This window comes from Pleomorphomonas carboxyditropha, from assembly GCF_002770725.1.
In the GTDB taxonomy this organism is placed as follows: Bacteria; Pseudomonadota; Alphaproteobacteria; order Rhizobiales; family Pleomorphomonadaceae; genus Pleomorphomonas; species Pleomorphomonas carboxyditropha.
Genome location: NZ_NQVN01000016.1, coordinates 101328 through 116171 on the forward strand (window position 1 = coordinate 101328; position 14844 = coordinate 116171).

The 14844-nt window shown below is 62.0% G+C and carries 15 protein-coding genes; 10 read left to right on the forward strand and 5 right to left on the reverse strand.

What is annotated here, in order from left to right:
• Positions 1-80: 80 nt before the first annotated feature.
• On the forward strand, positions 81-347 hold the full coding sequence (locus tag CJ014_RS19580; protein ID WP_100082181.1) for a type II toxin-antitoxin system prevent-host-death family antitoxin: 267 nt from the start codon (positions 81-83) through the stop codon (positions 345-347).
• The gene (locus tag CJ014_RS19585) at positions 344-757 is read left to right on the forward strand and encodes a hypothetical protein (protein ID WP_100082182.1); all 414 of its coding nucleotides are present in this window, start codon (positions 344-346) and stop codon (positions 755-757) included. Before CJ014_RS19580 ends, CJ014_RS19585 begins: the two co-directional genes overlap by 4 nt.
• Here the strand turns inward: CJ014_RS19585 and CJ014_RS19590 are convergent.
• The 4 genes from CJ014_RS19590 to traC all read right to left on the reverse strand — a co-directional run bounded on the left by CJ014_RS19590 (position 750) and on the right by traC (position 3587).
• Positions 750-998, reverse strand: coding sequence for a WGR domain-containing protein (locus tag CJ014_RS19590; RefSeq protein ID WP_342588569.1), 249 nt, complete (start codon positions 996-998; stop codon positions 750-752). The genes CJ014_RS19585 and CJ014_RS19590 overlap by 8 nt on opposite strands.
• Positions 999-1140: 142 nt before the next feature.
• Positions 1141-3078, reverse strand: a complete 1938-nt coding sequence (gene traG, locus CJ014_RS19595; RefSeq protein WP_280952347.1) for a Ti-type conjugative transfer system protein TraG — start codon at positions 3076-3078, stop codon at positions 1141-1143.
• Positions 3068-3280: a type IV conjugative transfer system coupling protein TraD gene (gene traD / locus CJ014_RS19600; protein WP_100082185.1), complete on the reverse strand. Its 213-nt coding sequence runs from the start codon at positions 3278-3280 to the stop codon at positions 3068-3070. Before traD ends, traG begins: the two co-directional genes overlap by 11 nt.
• Positions 3273-3587, reverse strand: coding sequence for a conjugal transfer protein TraC (gene traC, locus CJ014_RS19605; protein WP_100082186.1), 315 nt, complete (start codon positions 3585-3587; stop codon positions 3273-3275). The genes traD and traC overlap by 8 nt, the downstream gene beginning before the upstream one ends.
• 280 nt (positions 3588-3867) lie before the next feature.
• Here traC and traA point away from each other — a divergent pair, with 280 nt between their 5' ends.
• From traA to CJ014_RS19625, 4 genes are all read left to right on the forward strand, one after another.
• Positions 3868-7182 (forward strand): Ti-type conjugative transfer relaxase TraA, encoded by a 3315-nt coding sequence (gene traA, locus CJ014_RS19610; RefSeq protein ID WP_100082202.1) that lies wholly within the window; start codon positions 3868-3870, stop codon positions 7180-7182.
• Between the two features lie 167 nt (positions 7183-7349).
• Positions 7350-7844 carry a conjugative transfer signal peptidase TraF gene (gene traF / locus CJ014_RS19615; protein ID WP_245427466.1) on the forward strand — a complete coding sequence of 165 codons (495 nt, stop codon included), beginning with the start codon at positions 7350-7352 and terminating at the stop codon, positions 7842-7844.
• A complete protein-coding gene (locus tag CJ014_RS19620; RefSeq protein ID WP_100082188.1) occupies positions 7753-9027 on the forward strand; it encodes a conjugal transfer protein TraB in 1275 nt (424 codons plus the stop codon). The genes traF and CJ014_RS19620 overlap by 92 nt, the downstream gene beginning before the upstream one ends.
• Positions 9028-9048: 21 nt before the next feature.
• Positions 9049-9669: a TraH family protein gene (locus tag CJ014_RS19625; RefSeq protein WP_100082189.1), complete on the forward strand. Its 621-nt coding sequence runs from the start codon at positions 9049-9051 to the stop codon at positions 9667-9669.
• 312 nt (positions 9670-9981) lie between these two features.
• Here CJ014_RS19625 and CJ014_RS19630 read toward each other — a convergent pair whose 3' ends face one another.
• Positions 9982-10935 (reverse strand): substrate-binding domain-containing protein, encoded by a 954-nt coding sequence (locus CJ014_RS19630; RefSeq protein ID WP_100082190.1) that lies wholly within the window; start codon positions 10933-10935, stop codon positions 9982-9984.
• Positions 10936-11146: 211 nt separating this feature from the next.
• On the opposite strand from CJ014_RS19630, the gene CJ014_RS19635 reads away from it, so the two are divergent.
• The 4 genes from CJ014_RS19635 (at position 11147) to modC (ending at position 14629) form a co-directional block, all read left to right on the forward strand.
• Complete coding sequence (locus CJ014_RS19635) at positions 11147-11992, forward strand: sulfite exporter TauE/SafE family protein (protein WP_100082191.1); 846 nt, start codon at positions 11147-11149, stop codon at positions 11990-11992.
• Between the two features lie 163 nt (positions 11993-12155).
• Positions 12156-12857, forward strand: coding sequence for a molybdate ABC transporter substrate-binding protein (gene modA, locus CJ014_RS19640; protein WP_245427468.1), 702 nt, complete (start codon positions 12156-12158; stop codon positions 12855-12857).
• 7 nt (positions 12858-12864) lie between these two features.
• Positions 12865-13539 (forward strand): molybdate ABC transporter permease subunit, encoded by a 675-nt coding sequence (gene modB, locus CJ014_RS19645; RefSeq protein WP_100082193.1) that lies wholly within the window; start codon positions 12865-12867, stop codon positions 13537-13539.
• Positions 13532-14629, forward strand: a complete 1098-nt coding sequence (gene modC / locus CJ014_RS19650; RefSeq protein WP_100082194.1) for a molybdenum ABC transporter ATP-binding protein — start codon at positions 13532-13534, stop codon at positions 14627-14629. Before modB ends, modC begins: the two co-directional genes overlap by 8 nt.
• Positions 14630-14844 lie beyond the last annotated feature (215 nt).

Sequence of the window (14844 nt, forward strand, 5' to 3'; positions counted from 1 at the left end):
TCTCGAGCCTCCGCACCGGTCTCTTTCAGAAAATACAGAAATGCTGTATATGATGGGAATACAAGATCAAGGAGGCCGCCATGCCCGTTGACGCATCCTACACGACGAGCGATCTTTCGCGGAAATCAGGCGACATCATCGCCGAGGCCTTGCGCCGGCCGGTGACCATCACCCAGCGCAACAAGCCGCGCCTCGTGATCCTCAATATCGAGGATTACGAGAAGCTTCTGAAGCGCTCCGACACCCGGTCGGTCGGAACGATCGAGACCATGCCGGATGATCTCTTGAGCGAGTTCGAATCGGCGGTCGAAGTCTACACGCGCGAAGATGAACCCTCGCGGTCATGAGCTTCGAACAGCTCCAGACCGGTGTCGTCCTTCGCTACGCCTATCTCTGGGCGCGCCAATCCAAGGCGGGTGAAAAGGAGGGACGCAAAGACCGACCCGTCGCGGTCGGCGTTCGACTCGCACGCAAGAGCGGTGATCTGATCCTGTTCTTTCCCATCACGTCCAAGGAGCCGGAAGCGTCCCGGTTCGCCGCCGAGATTCCGCCCATCGAAAAGCGCCGGGCGGGCCTCGATGCCGACATGCGCCTCTGGCTTATCCTCGACGAGTACAACACCGACATCGTCGGCCAATCCTTCTATCTTGAGCCGGCGCCGCCGCTCGGCAGCTTCAGCAAGGCATTCTTTCTGCCATTGCTGCGTGCTCTCGTGGCGCGGCGCAAGACGACGACCGAAGTCAACAGGTTCAGGTGAGGCACTCGCGATATCCGCGGCTCGCCTTCTGACGCTGGATCTTCGCAAAGTACGCCAGCGCCTCTTCCTCTTGCGAGAAGCTCATCGCCCTCATCTGGCCGCGCGTGCCGATGCGGCCCCAGCGCCGTGTCAGGCAGACATCGCCGAACAGCGTCGGCTCGATCGACAGCGCGTAGAAGCGCGCCATGTTGCGGGTGGCATCTCGGTGTTCGATATAGAGATGGCGAGAGGTTGCAGTCATACAGCAAGGATCGCCAATCGATGCCATCGCGTCCAACGACAGTTTTGAATCGATGGGGTGACGTCGATTCATGGCCGTGATGGGTCGCGAGTTCCATCAGGCGGTGCTCGACCAGGAAGCATAAAAGGCCATTCGGTCGGGCTCACTGTCTTTCCTTCTCGAACCTGTTCTCTCTTACACAAGCCAGCATTTCACCGCGCCGGAACCAGATGGCACGGCCGCACCGAAGCGGCGGATTGCCGGCGGTGAAGACGATCTGTTCGTCAGCTCTCATCCGCAGGACTTCGTGCGGCTGGATCAGCGGACGGGAGCCAAGCAGTTTCGACCTCGTGCGGGACGAACCGGACGTCTGCGACGACCGGCTGACTTGTTCGATTTCGACGGTCGTGGTGCCACAGCGCCGGGAGATATAGTCGGCGGTCTCGGGATCGTTGACGGCGGCGAATGAGATCCAGCTGACGCTTTCGAACCATTTGCTGGCGGCGTCATGGCCGCCATAGGTCTCGCGCATCTGGCCGATGGACTGGAAGAGCAGGGTGAGCGTGACGCCATACTTGCGGCCGGCGTCGCGGGCGGTCTCGAGGATGCGCATGAACCCGAGACGCGCCACTTCGTCGAGCAGGAACAGCGCGCGCCCTTCGATGGCGCCGTTGCGATTGTAGATCGCGTTCATGAAGGCGCCGATGATGACTCGGGCGAGCCCCGCATGGGTCTCCAGCGTCTTGAGGTCGAGGTTGATGAAGACGTCGGTGTGTCCATCGGCGAGGTCGTCTGTCCGAAAACTCGATCCGGACACCAGCGCGGCATAGTTGGGGTAGGACAGCCAATGGGTTTCCTTGACCGCGTTGGCGTAGACGCCGGAAAACGTCTCGGGCGTCATGTTGACGAAGGCGGCGACGTTTTCCTTTACGAAGGTGGAGCCGGAGAGGTCGTAAATCCTCTGAAGCCGCTCGCGCAGTTTGGGCTCGGGCTCGGAGAGATTGGCGCGCACCTGGCGCAGCGTCTGATGCTCCGGATCGGTGTGGCCGGACAGGCAGACGTCGGCGATGAGGGCCGTGAGCAACTGCAACGCCGAGGAGCGGAAGAAATCATCGCGAATGCCGGTCTGCCGTCCGCTGTCGCTCATGATCCAGGAGGCGACGGCGGCGATGTCTTCCTCGCGCGAACCGCCGAACTGGCCAATCCAATCGAGCACGTTGAAGCCGGTATCTGGCGATTTCGGATCGAGGATATGAACGGCTCTTCCAGCCCGACGTCGGTGATCGACCACCATGGGCGCGACTTCGGCGGACGGATCGAGCACCACGAGCGTGCCGCCCCATTTGAGCGCGGTCGGGATTGTCACCGAGGTCGTCTTGAAGCCGCCGGACCCGGCAAAGACGATGCCGTGCGACGAGCCGAAGGAGGCATCAAAGCAGAGAAGCGGCATGCGTCCGCCGGCTCCCCAGCTGGCGCGGTCCTTCGAGCGAAAGGGCAGTGCGGCAACGCTGTCCTTGTCGACGCGGAAGCGCTCGCCGATGACGATGCCGCCTGTTTGGGGAAAGAGGCGGACGGCATCGGGAAGCGTCATCCAGTCGGCGTCGCCGTGCAGTGCCCGCCGCCCGCGAATGCGCCTCGGTGCGGTCGAGGCGAAGGCAGCATTGCCGTTCACCGTGATCCGAATGGAAAAGATCAGCGCGATGGTCAGGAGCAAGACGCTGATCGCGACTGCGGGATCGATGCTGGACAACAGTGCGCGCGTGTCGAGCGGAAGAGCCGAATGAAGCCGCAGCGCTTCGCGTGCGACGGCCCATCCCAAGCCCATCAGATTGCCGATGGAAACGCTCACAGCCACCGTTCTGATGTTCACCGATCCCGCGGCTGCGAAGAGAGTGGTGATGCCGATGACGGCGACGACACCATAGGGAAGCGCCGAACAAATCCGAACAAGGAGTTGTTGCTGCGCCGCTGTCTTGCCCAACGCTACAAAGGTCTGATCCAGCCCGGGCGACAGGCCCGTCAGCCCGACGAGCGCACCGGTCATCACACCAAGTGGCAGCAGGAACAGCACAAGTCGCCGGGCCGAGGTATCAGGAGTCACGACCGAAGGCTTCCGTCCCGATTCCCATCAGTCGCGCGCGTTCGGCCTCGTTACCGCTGAGGCGGTTCTTTGCGTCGATCAGAAGACCGAGGAGGAGGGCGCGGCTTTCGTAGCGCAGACCGGCTTTGACGATGAGGCCACCCAGCGCGATCTTCTCGCGCGTATCCTTTTTACGGTCCTCGGAAGTTTGTGCCTCAGCCATGCGCTTCAACCTCGCCAGCTGCTGGTTGAGCCGCTTGAGAGGTGAGTGCCGGGGACGAAGGGCTCTCCGACGAGGGGTCGTGTGCGGTCCTCTTCTTCCCGGTTGAACCTCCATTGCTCCCGCGCCGAAACGTCCCCGCCACATCCGTGAGGGCAGCGAGCAGTGCCTCCTCGTCGATCTCGATGTCGCCGAGACCGGCCTTGAGGGCGATGCGGCCGATGCGCTCGGCCTCGCGTGTCTCCGCCGCCTTCAGCTGCTCTTGAAGCCGGGCAATTTCCTCACGGATTTTCGATGAGGGCTTTTTCATTCCGGTTGAGCCTCCGCTTGTCGCCAGCCTGTCTGGCTGAGGCGGAGCATTTCGGAGAAGGCCGCTTGCGGCCACTCATAAAAAAGCTAGTCGGCAGCGCCGACGCTTTGGACAATCATCCCGGCCGTTCCGAAGGAATGGTCCAAGGGCGCAGTAATACGTCGCTGTCACGACGCCCTGCTTCCCCGCCTAGGCCGATGGCTCTCAGCCCGGCGGGGCCGCACCCGCCGCTTTCGAGGAACGTCTTGTGTTCCAACGTCGCCCGGAAATGGTTGTCGCCTTGGCTATCACCCACTTCACTCCGCAACTGATCTCGCGCAGCCAGGGCCGCAGCGCCGTGCTGTCGGCGGCTTATCGCCATTGTGCTCGCATGGAACACGAGGCGGAGGGACGGGTGGTCGACTATTCGGCAAAGCGCGGTCTTGCCCATGAGGAATTCCTGTTGCCGCCTGATGCTCCGGGGTGGTGCCGCGCGCTAATTGCCGATCGTTCGGTGGCCGGCAGCGCGGAAGCCTTCTGGAACGCGGTCGAGGCCTTCGAGAAGCGCTCCGACGCCCAGCTCGCCAAGGAATTCATCATCGCCCTGCCGGTGGAGCTGACGCGCGATCAGAACATTGCCCTGATGCGAGAATTCGTCGGAACCCAGGTGCTGACGCGTGGACAGGTGGCTGATTGGGTCTATCACGACGAACCGGGCAACCCCCATGTCCATCTGATGACCACCTTGCGGTCCCTGACGGAGAAAGGGTTCGGATCGAAGAAAGTTCCTGTCGTCGGAGAGACCGGCGAGCCCCTGCGCAATGAAGCGGGCAAGATCGTCTATCGCCTGTGGTCGGGCGAGAAGGCGGAGTTCGTCGACCAACGCGAGAGTTGGCTCGCTCTCCAGAACAAGCATTTGGCTCTTGCTGGTCTCGACATCCGCGTCGATGGCCGGTCATATGCCGAGCGCGGTATCGACCTCGTGCCGACCGCCCATATCGGTGTCGGCGCCAAGGCGATCGACCGGAAAGAAAAGGTGGCGGGCTGGTCGCCCAAGCTCGAACGCGTTGCGCTTCATGCAGAGCGTCGCGCCGATAATATGGCCCGCATTCTGCGCCGCCCCGAGATCGTGCTGGATCTCGTCTCCCGCGAGATGAGCGTCTTCACGGCACGCGATGTGGCGAAGGTGTTGCATCGCTATGTGGACGATGCCGGCACGTTCCAGCAGCTGATGGTACGGATCCTCCAGAGCCCGGACGTCGTCAAGCTCGAGGACGAGCGCATCGGGCTCGGTTCCGGCCAACGCGAGCCTGCCAGGTATTCGACGCGTGAGCTGATCCGGATCGAAGCGGGTATGGTGAGCCGCGCCCAATGGCTATCCGGTCGTTCGTCGCACGGCGTTCCGGACAAGATGCTCCACTCCGTCTTCGATCGCCACGACCGTTTGTCGGACGAGCAGCGCGCAGCGATCGCCCATGTCGCGACTGAAGGGCGGCTTGCCGCTGTGGTCGGCCGAGCCGGTGCCGGCAAGACCACCATGATGAAAGCTGCCCGCGAGGCCTGGGAAGCGGCGGGCTATCGCGTGGTCGGTGCCGCCCTAGCCGGCAAGGCTGCCGAAGGCTTGGAGAAAGAGGCCGGCATTGCGTCACGCACCCTCGCCTCATGGGAGCTCGCCTGGGGCAGGGGCCGTGACAGGCTCGACGATAGGACGATCTTCGTGCTCGACGAAGCGGGCATGGTGTCATCCCGACAGATGGCGCTCATCGTGGAAAGCGTCGTCACATCAGGTGCCAAGCTGGTACTGGTCGGCGATCCCGATCAGCTCCAGCCGATCGAGGCGGGGGCGGCCTTCCGTGCCATCGCCGAGCGCACCGGCTATGCCGAGCTTCAGACCATCTATCGCCAGCGCGAGCCGTGGATGCGCGACGCCTCGTTCGATCTCGCGAGAGGACGGATGGCAGAAGCTTTGAGGGCCTACGAGACGAATGGCAAGCTCTGCCCGAGCCGGTTCAAGGCCGAGGCTGTCGCCGCGCTGATCGAGGACTGGAACCGCGATTACGATCCCGCGAAGTCCACGCTGATCCTGGCGCATCTGCGCCGTGATGTCCGCGCGCTCAACGACATGGCGCGCACCAGGCTGATCGAACGTGGATTGGTAGCAGAAGGCCATGCCTTCCAGACTGAAGACGGCGTTCGCAAGTTCGCCGCCGGTGACCAGATCGTCTTCCTGAGGAACGAGGGATCGCTCGGCGTCAAGAACGGCATGATCGGCCACGTGGTAGAAGCCCGTCCCTGCTGGTTTGCTGCCATGGTGGGGGAGGGCGAACACCGTCGCCGTGTCGAGGTTGACCAGCGTTTCTACGCCAACGTCGACCATGGCTATGCGACGACGATCCACAAGTCCCAGGGTGCGACTGTCGACCGGGTCAAGGTGCTGGCCACGCTCTCGCTGGATCGGCATCTGACCTATGTGGCGCTGACCCGCCATCGCGAGGATGTCGGCCTCTACTATGGCGCGCTCTCCTTCCGGAAGGCCGGCGGGCTGACGAAGATCCTGTCGCAAGCACGATCAAAGGAAACGACCCTCGATTACGCGGGCTCGCGGTTCTATCGCGCGAGCCTCCGCTTTGCCGAGGCGCGCGGCTTCGACCTTCTTCGTGTAGCCCGCACGCTCATTGCCGACAAGCTCCGCTGGACCGTCCGGCAAAAGGATCGGCTCGTCGATCTCGGCGCCCGACTCGTCGCTGCGGGCCAGCGCCTCGGTCTTGTCGCCCCCCAAAAGCAAACCCCAACGGGGACTCCCAAGGAGGCAAGGCCCATGGTCGCCGGCACATCTGCGCATCCCAAATCGGTTCACGAGGTGGTCGATGATCGGCTCATCGCCGACCCGGTCCTCTCGCGGCAATGGGAGCAGGTCTCTTCCCGTTTCCACTTCGTCTTCGCCGATCCGGAAACGGTCTTCGCCAAGGTCGATGTCGACGCCATGATGGCGAACCGCGAGACGGCCGCGGCTACCCTGGCAAAGCTTCAGGACCAACCCAACAGCTTTGGGGCCTTGAAGGGCGGGACGGGGCTGTTTGCCGGACGGTCAGAGCGGGAGGCACGCGAGCACGCCGCGCTCAATATCCCCGCGCTCATTCGTGAGCTTGAGACCTGGTTGCGGCTTCGGGCCGAGGCGGAACATCGCTACGAGGCTGAAGAACGCGCCACCAGGCTGAAAGCCGCCGTCGATATCCCGGCACTCTCGGAGGGAGCGCGCCAGACGCTCGAGCGCATTCGCGATGCCGTCGACCGCAACGACCTTCCCGCCGCGCTCGGGTTCGCCCTTGAGGACAGGATGATCGCGGCCGAACTGGAGGGGTTTGCCAAGGCTGTTGCCGAACGCTTCGGAGAACGGACCTTCCTGCCGCTCGCAGCAAGAGACAGTGATGGCGAGACAGCCAGGGAACTGTTGAACGGCCTAAGCCCGGATCAACGGCAAGACCTCAAAGGTGCTTGGGCCGACCTCAGAGCCATTCAACAGCTTGCCGGCGCGCAGCGGACAAAGGAGGCCGAGGGGCTCCGCGAGGCCCAGCGTCAGACCCTTTTGCAATCGCGAGGGATGAGACCACAATGACGGCCCTTCCGGAAAGCGGGGCAGTGCGAGTCTCCGACGACCTGCCAGCGCAGCCATACCGTCCGATCGCCAAGCAACATATTGAAGCGGAGAGGCCGAATGAAGAGAGGCCTCGGCGACAAACCCGGCGATGCGTCTTCATTATCTTAGCCGTTGGCGTGGCGCTCATGACCACGTTCGTCGGCGTGGGGATTTCGACCCGTCTGCGCGTCAATCTGACCCCGAGCGAGCCGCTTGGCCTCTGGCAGGTTGTGACGCCCGATCGGCCTGCCGTCGCCGGCGATCTGGTCTTCATATGTCCGCCACCGGGCGTGTTGTCGGACTTCGGACTGGCGCGGGGGTATTTTCTGCGGGGACCCTGTCCCAGTGGCGCGGCCCCGCTCATCAAGACCGTCGCGGCAACTGCCGGCGCGAACATAGCCGTTGGTGCCAACGTCAGGATCGACGGTGTTCCGCTGCCGCACTCGTGGCTCAGCTCAAGGGACGGCCAAGGTCGGGCTCTCGCGCCTTGGGCCGGTGGCGTCGTCCCGCCCGGCCAGTTCTTTCTGCACTCGCAATTCAGAGGCTCCTATGACTCCCGCTATTTCGGGCCGGTTCCCGACACCGGTCTCCTCGGGTTTGCGCGGCCGCTCCTCACCTTTGCCTCCATCGGCACGCTCTGATCTCAGGCTCTGCCGACGCTGGATTCACAGCCGGTCGGCCGTTCTGGTGTCTGCTGCCTGCCTTGTCGGTGGAACAGCCTGGAGTGGCCAGATGCTGGCATTGCCCGTCGCCGCTCTGTTTCCGGCGCTCTGGGCGGCGGCGCCAAGCCGGATGGTCGCCGCGACCGTCTCGGCGGGATATTTCCTGGCGGCGTCGCGGGGGCTTCCGCAGGGCGCGACGGAGTTTTTCAGCTCATCCGTCTCGATCGGCCTCCTGCTCTGGTTCTCGGCCTCGCTGCCCTTTGTCATGCTCCTTGCGTTGGCTTGGACGGTGCGCAGGGGCTGGAGAAGGGCAGGGCGCTATGGCATCGCCATGGCGCTGACGGCTGTTCCGCCATTCGGCATTACCGGTTGGGCCCATCCGCTCACCTCCGCCGGTGTGCTGTTTTCAGGCTTGGGGTGGTGGGGGCTGATGGCAACAGCGCTTGGCCTTTGCCTGATGACCACACGATTGGCCCCCGCGATTGCCCTGTCGGCCGGAGTTCTTACCTGCATAGCCGTCGTATCAGGAAATGGCTCTCCAGCGTCAGGAGAGTGGCGGGGTATCGATACCGCAGCCGGAGCGGCCTTTGGGCGGGCCGACACACTCCACCAGCAGCAATCGTTGATCGCCCAAGTCCGGAAAGAAGCCGAGGGCGGCTCGCGGGTCATCGTTCTCCCGGAAAGTGCCTTTGGCATCCTGACCCCGACCGTGGAGCATCTGTGGGGTGAGGCTCTGGCCAATCTCGACATCACGGTGATTGGCGGAGCCGCCGTCATCGACACTCAGGGCTACGATACCGTCATGGTCGCGCTCGACCGAAGAACGGGCGCAAAGGTCCTCTACCGTCAGCGGATACCGGTTCCGATCGCCATGTGGCAGCCTTGGCGATCGTGGTTCGGTCTCACTGGCGGTGCACGGGCAACGCTTTTCAACGATCCCGTCGTGGACGTTGCCAATCAGCGGATCGCGCCGCTCATCTGCTACGAGCAGCTTCTCGTCTGGCCGGTCCTGCAATCGGCCTTCCATCGTCCCAACCGGGTCGTTGCCATCGCCAATGGCTGGTGGGCGAAAGACACTTCCATTCCCGCGATCCAGCGGGCGAGTGTCGAGGCCTGGGCGCGGCTCTTCGATTTGCCACTTGTTATCGCTTTCAACCGTTGAGGCTGAAGAGGAGTTCCTGCCATGCCCATTGATGCCGACCTCATCCACCGTTGCGCCGATCCCTCCCTGACACCCGCCATTGTCGAGACCTTCGTCAAGACCGTCGGATCGACCGATCCACTCAGCATCACGGTCAGGAGTGGAAACCGCATCGTCTTGGTGCCCGCAGCGAAAACGCCGGATGAGGCACTGGCAACCATCCGGGCTCATGTCGGACAAGCTGTTGTCCGGGTTGGTATCACGCAGTACCCGGTCGGGATCGGCATCAAGGATCCGTCGGGAATTTCACCCGACCTGCTCGATGCTTGTTCGAACTTACGGCTGGGAACGGCGCTCTTCGGCAAGGTCTGGCGGATCGTGCTGAAATGGTATGGCAATCCGACGGATGAGGGCGTTATGCCCCAGGTGTTCGACGATGCAATCGAAGCTTGGCGGACAGGGGTCTTCGAAGGGGCAGCCGTGTTCAATGCCGCCGATCCAGGTCCGTCTATCGTCAGAAAGGTGAACAATAGTGGGGCCGCTGAGACGGCGGAAGAACCTTCGGAGCGTTCTCCCGGGACGCCGCCTGCGCCGCCAAATGAAGCGGGAATTCGGATAGATCTCTCAGCGGTTGGGGGACGAGAGCGCTTGATCGGGCAATAGGAATCCGCGTGGTCTTTTTACCGTTCATTCCTCAATACGCAATGAACCGAACCTTCCAGGCAAGTGTAGATCCACGATGAGCGCAGGAAGTGCTTTCCAGGTGAAGCTGTTAGACCGAGGATATACATCGATCGGATCTTCCAGCGCCACGCTTTCTATGGTTCCTTTGGTGCACGACGATAGCGGCCTGCTTGCATGGCGTTGTGGATCACAGAACGGAGCGACGATGGCATGAGATATCGTCTCTGGCCAGATCGGCGCGACTAGCCAATGCCGTGTGAGACCGTAGCTTGCAGTTAGGCGGCGCGTATATCACGTCTCCGCGACGATATTGCCCATCTCAGTCGTGTCATAGCCGCCGATGCCCCTGAACTCGTTTCGGAATTTTTCCGAACGCAGGATGTGCATCATGGTGGCGACCTCAGGCCGCTCGAAGTGCTCCTTCTTGACGACGAGATCGTAGCGCTCCTTCTTCATCGGAATGAACTCGATGTTATCGACCTGTCGGGCGATCTTTTCCGTGCCGACGGCGACATCGGCCTCGCCCCGGCCGACGGCGCTCGCGACGGCCAGATGGGACTGGTTTTCGTTGCCATAGCCGTTGATGGCGCTGCCGTAGAGGCCGAGCAGCTTCAGGTTCTCGTCGAGCAGCACACGTGACCCGGCGCCCTTTTCGCGGTTGATCAGCGTCACATCCTCGCGAGCCAGGTCACTCCAGTCGCCGATGCCCTTGGGGTTTCCGCGGGCGACGTAAAGTCCCTGAGTGCGATAGGTGACGTTGACAACGACGCAGCGGATGCCCGGCAGGAGCGCCCGCACATGCGATATGTTGTATTCGCCCGAAGTGCTGTCCCAAAGGTGGGCGGTCGCGACCGCCACCTTGTCGTGATAGAGCGACACCAGACTGTCGTAGCTGCCGATGTAGGCCCTCAGCGCCATCACCCCCCGCATCCTGAGGAAGTTCGAGAGGATGTCGAGGATGAGGTCCTGGCCGCAGATGACGAAGCCGCCCTCGGCGCGGCGCGGCTCGCTGAGGTCGAAATACCGTCCTTCTTCCAGTGCCAACAGCTTGTCCTCGGCAGGACGGCGGGCGGAGCGGCCAGCGTGCTCGATATAGTCGCGCAGTTGTTCCTCGGTGAAGCGGATCTTGCGACCGACCTTGTAGAAGCCGATGCTGTCACTCTTGATCAGCGCGTAGACACCGCTGCGGCTGACATGTAGCCGCTCGGCCACATCCTCGACGGTCAGTGCGGTCTGATCGGTCATCAGCAAATATCCTTTCGTATCAATTCATTTTATTCCGTACATTTTTTTGTGCAATTGGGCCGATGCCCATCTTTTCATCTTTACGGATAGCGCCAATCGGCATGAATATTCGAGACGAAAGTCGTAGGTCGCCGACTAATTATAACTGTTCGTTCTCTTTCGTTCAATTTCATTTGAATTGGCGCGCGCCGCCTTTTCAAAAGGAGGCGTCATGTCTTCGAGCCGAGTCACTCACCACGCCGATGCCTCCGCGTGCGCCGCGTCAGCCAGTTCCGGCGACGCGCGGCAGACGCAAGGGTTTGCCGGCGGGGCGGTGATCGGCATGCTCGGCGGGTTGATCGGGCTGGGCGGCGCGGAGTTCCGCCTGCCGCTCCTGATCGGGCCGTTCCGCTTCAAGGCGCTGGAGGCGGTGATCCTGAACAAGGCTATGAGCCTGATCGTCGTCGCCACGGCTTTGCCGTTTCGGGCGACGACGGTGCCACTGGGCGCCGTCGCAACGAACTGGACGATCATCGCCAATCTCCTGGCTGGCAGTCTCGCCGGCGCTTGGTTCGGGGCAGGATGGGCGATGCACCTTTCCTCGCGCAACCTTTACCGCGTTCTGGCAGCTCTGCTGGTGATGATCGCCTGTGCCCTATTGTATGGGCATGGCACAGTGGCCGCTTCAGCCGCCTTGTCGGGGTCGTTACTGATCGCCGCCGGTGTCGTGGTCGGCTTTGGCATTGGCATCGTCGCAGCATTGATGGGGGTGGCCGGTGGTGAACTGCTCATCCCCACGCTGGTGCTGCTGTTCGGCGTCGACATCAAACTCGCCGGCAGCCTGTCGCTTGCCGTCAGTCTGCCAACCATGATCGTCGGGTTTGCTCGTTACAGCCGTGACAGTTCCTTTTCCGTCATAGCTCGCAATCGGGCGTTTGTGCTGGTCATGGCGGCAGGGTCGATCGCTGGCACCTTTATCGGCGGGCATCTGCTGGGGTTGGTGCCCGACGCTGTGCTGCTGCCGATTCTTTCAGTCATCCTGCTCATCTCGTCGTGGAAGGTTTGGCGACACAACTAGATCGCCACCCATCGTTTTCCTATCGCGACATTTCGAGCCCCTCGTTGACCTCAGTAGTGTCTTCTTGACCGGAAAGGTAAACCCGATGCTTTCAATGCGGACTCTTGTCGCCTGCCTCCTTACATTCCTTGCTCTCGTGGCTCCCGCGAACGCCGGCGGCAAAGTGACGATCGCCGCCGCTGCCGACCTGAAATTCGCCATGGATGAGATCGCGGCCGAGTTCCGGAAGGCGCACGCCGACGACCAAGTCGAAGTGGTCTACGGATCGTCCGGCAAATTCCACACCCAGATACAGCAGGGGGCGCCGTTCGATATCTTCTTCTCTGCCGACGTGAATTTCGCCCGTGAGCTGAAGGCGGCCGGACAGGCTGTTACCGAGCCCAAGCTCTACGCCATCGGCCGCATCGTCCTCTGGAGCGCAACCCGCGATGCCAGCAAATTGGCGCTGACCGATCTTGCCGACCCTGCCATCAAGAAGATTGCCATCGCCAACCCCGAACATGCGCCTTACGGCAAGCGGGCGGAGGAAGCACTGAAGGCGACGGGAATGTGGGACAAAGTGCAGGACAAGCTGGTTTTCGGCGAGAACATTGCCCAGACCGCCCAATATGCCCAAAGCGGCGCAGCCGACATCGGAATCGTTGCCCTGTCTCTTGCCGTCAACCAGGAACTGGCCAGCAAGGGTGGCTATTCTCCTGTCCCTACCGACCTGCATTCGCCGCTCGAACAGGCCTATGTGGTCACCAAGCATGGGGAGGACAACGAACTGGCCTTTGCCTTTGCGTCCTACATGACGACCGAAGCGGCCCGACACATCATGACCCAGTATGGGTTCGTGCTTCCCGGTGAAACCGCGCAAAACTGAGGCCGACATGCCGAACGCGGAAGATCTGCGCGCCGCCCTGCTCACTCTGCGGTTGGCTGTCACCGTCACGGCGCTTCTTTTGCTGATCGGGACCCCAATCGCATGGTGGCTGGCGCGTACCAAATCGTGGTTGAAAGGCCCTGTCGGGGCGATCGTATCGCTACCACTCGTTCTGCCGCCCACCGTGATCGGCTTCTACATGCTGCTCGCCATGGGACCTTGGGGGCCCATCGGCAAGTTGACGGACGCGCTGGGTTGGGGGCCATTGCCGTTCACCTTTTCCGGTGTCGTGCTGGCCTCGGTCGTCTACTCCATGCCCTTTGTCGTCCAGCCCATCCAGAACGCCTTCGAAGCCATGGGCGAGCGGCCCATGGAAGTAGCCCAAACGCTCGGCGCCCATCCCCTGTTCGCGTTCTTCACCGTGGCGGTGCCGATTGCCAAGCCCGGCTTCATAACCGCTGCGATCCTGGGGTTCGCCCATACGATCGGAGAATTTGGCGTCGTCCTGATGATCGGCGGCAACATTCCCGGCAAGACCAGACTGATCTCCGTCCAGATCTACGACCATGTCGAGGCGATGGAGTATGCGCGGGCTCATTGGCTGGCTGGAGGCATGCTTGTCTTCAGCTTCCTTATTCTTCTAGCGCTCTACTCTCGTCGCAAGGGGCGCTTCGATGGCTGATTCCGGGACGGGGATCACGGCAAACTTCAAGCTGGGATTGTCGTCGTTCGATCTTGATGTGCGTTTCGAACTCCCGGCACGCGGCGTCACGGCCTTCTTCGGACATTCTGGTTCCGGCAAGACGACCATTCTGCGCTGCGTCGCCGGCCTGACGCGGGCACCGACCGCTTTTCTGCGCTTCGGCGACAGTGTTTGGCAGGACGAGGAGCGCGGCCTGTTCGTTCCCACCCATCGGCGGCCCATCGGCGTCGTGTTCCAAGAGGCGAGCCTTTTTCCTCACTTATCGGTTCTGGGCAACCTGTGTTATGGCATGAAGCGGGCCGGTCTCAAGGCCGCCGACGCGGATTTCGACGCAACCGTCGGGTTGCTCGGCATCGAGAGCCTTCTTCTCCGAAGTCCAGCCAAGCTATCCGGCGGCGAGCGGCAGCGCGTGGCGATCGCCCGGGCGCTGCTCCGGCGGCCGCGGCTTCTCCTGATGGACGAGCCGCTGGCCGCCCTCGATCTCAAGCGCAAGTCCGAGATTCTGCCCTATCTCGAACGCCTTCATGACGAGCTGGATATCCCCATTCTCTATGTCAGCCATTCGCCCGACGAAGTGGCGCGGCTCGCTGATACCGTCGTCCTTCTGCAAAACGGGAGGATCGTCGCACAGGGGCCGGTGTGGGAAACGATGGGGCGTCTCGACCTCGTGCCCTTCTTCTCAGAGGACGCCGCCGTTGTCATCCCAATGGTCGTTGGGGAGCATGAAAGCGATGGATTGACGCGCCTCGACTTCGCAGGTGGCCACCTTCTGGTGGGGAAGCGGCAAGAGATCGTGGGGCAAAGAGTTCGTGTTCGCATCCAGGCGAGCGACGTGAGTATCTCTCTGACACATCATGCGGACATGAGCATTCAGAACATCCTGATGGCGAAAGTATTGCAAATTGCAGATGCTGCCGAACCAGGGCATGCGCTCGTCGAACTGAGAATTGCGGAACAGACTCAATTCATCGCACGAGTGACCAAGCGTTCCGTCGAAAGGCTCGGTCTCAGGCCGCAGGCACTCGTTTGGGCACAGGTGAAGGCCGTAGCGATAATGGGAAACTCGTAGACTGAATCCAAACCGGCTGCTTCATGTTCCAGAGAGCTGGCTGCGGCAAGTCTCAAGCTGCCGTGTCGGACCACAAATCCATCAGTTAGTTCCAAAGAGTGTAATTTCGGTTGTGAAGCTGGATGAGTGAGTGAGCTGCAATGGCTCAATGCGTGGGGATTACGACTACAGATCCGACACAACGGTGTTGTGCGACCTTTTTGGATTGGATTGTT

Excerpts from the sequence above, each read along its gene's own strand:
- CJ014_RS19580 (WP_100082181.1), top strand. The coding sequence starts at position 81 with ATGCCCGTTGACGCATCCTACACGACGAGCGATCTTTCGCGGAAATCA.
- CJ014_RS19585 (WP_100082182.1), top strand. The coding sequence starts at position 344 with ATGAGCTTCGAACAGCTCCAGACCGGTGTCGTCCTTCGCTACGCCTAT.
- CJ014_RS19590 (WP_342588569.1), bottom strand. The coding sequence starts at position 998 with ATGACTGCAACCTCTCGCCATCTCTATATCGAACACCGAGATGCCACC.
- traD (WP_100082185.1), bottom strand. The coding sequence starts at position 3,280 with ATGGCTGAGGCACAAACTTCCGAGGACCGTAAAAAGGATACGCGCGAG.
- traC (WP_100082186.1), bottom strand. The coding sequence starts at position 3,587 with ATGAAAAAGCCCTCATCGAAAATCCGTGAGGAAATTGCCCGGCTTCAA.
- traF (WP_245427466.1), top strand. The coding sequence starts at position 7,350 with ATGACCACGTTCGTCGGCGTGGGGATTTCGACCCGTCTGCGCGTCAAT.
- CJ014_RS19620 (WP_100082188.1), top strand. The coding sequence starts at position 7,753 with ATGACTCCCGCTATTTCGGGCCGGTTCCCGACACCGGTCTCCTCGGGT.
- CJ014_RS19625 (WP_100082189.1), top strand. The coding sequence starts at position 9,049 with ATGCCCATTGATGCCGACCTCATCCACCGTTGCGCCGATCCCTCCCTG.
- CJ014_RS19630 (WP_100082190.1), bottom strand. The coding sequence starts at position 10,935 with ATGACCGATCAGACCGCACTGACCGTCGAGGATGTGGCCGAGCGGCTA.
- CJ014_RS19635 (WP_100082191.1), top strand. The coding sequence starts at position 11,147 with ATGTCTTCGAGCCGAGTCACTCACCACGCCGATGCCTCCGCGTGCGCC.
- modB (WP_100082193.1), top strand. The coding sequence starts at position 12,865 with ATGCCGAACGCGGAAGATCTGCGCGCCGCCCTGCTCACTCTGCGGTTG.
- modC (WP_100082194.1), top strand. The coding sequence starts at position 13,532 with ATGGCTGATTCCGGGACGGGGATCACGGCAAACTTCAAGCTGGGATTG.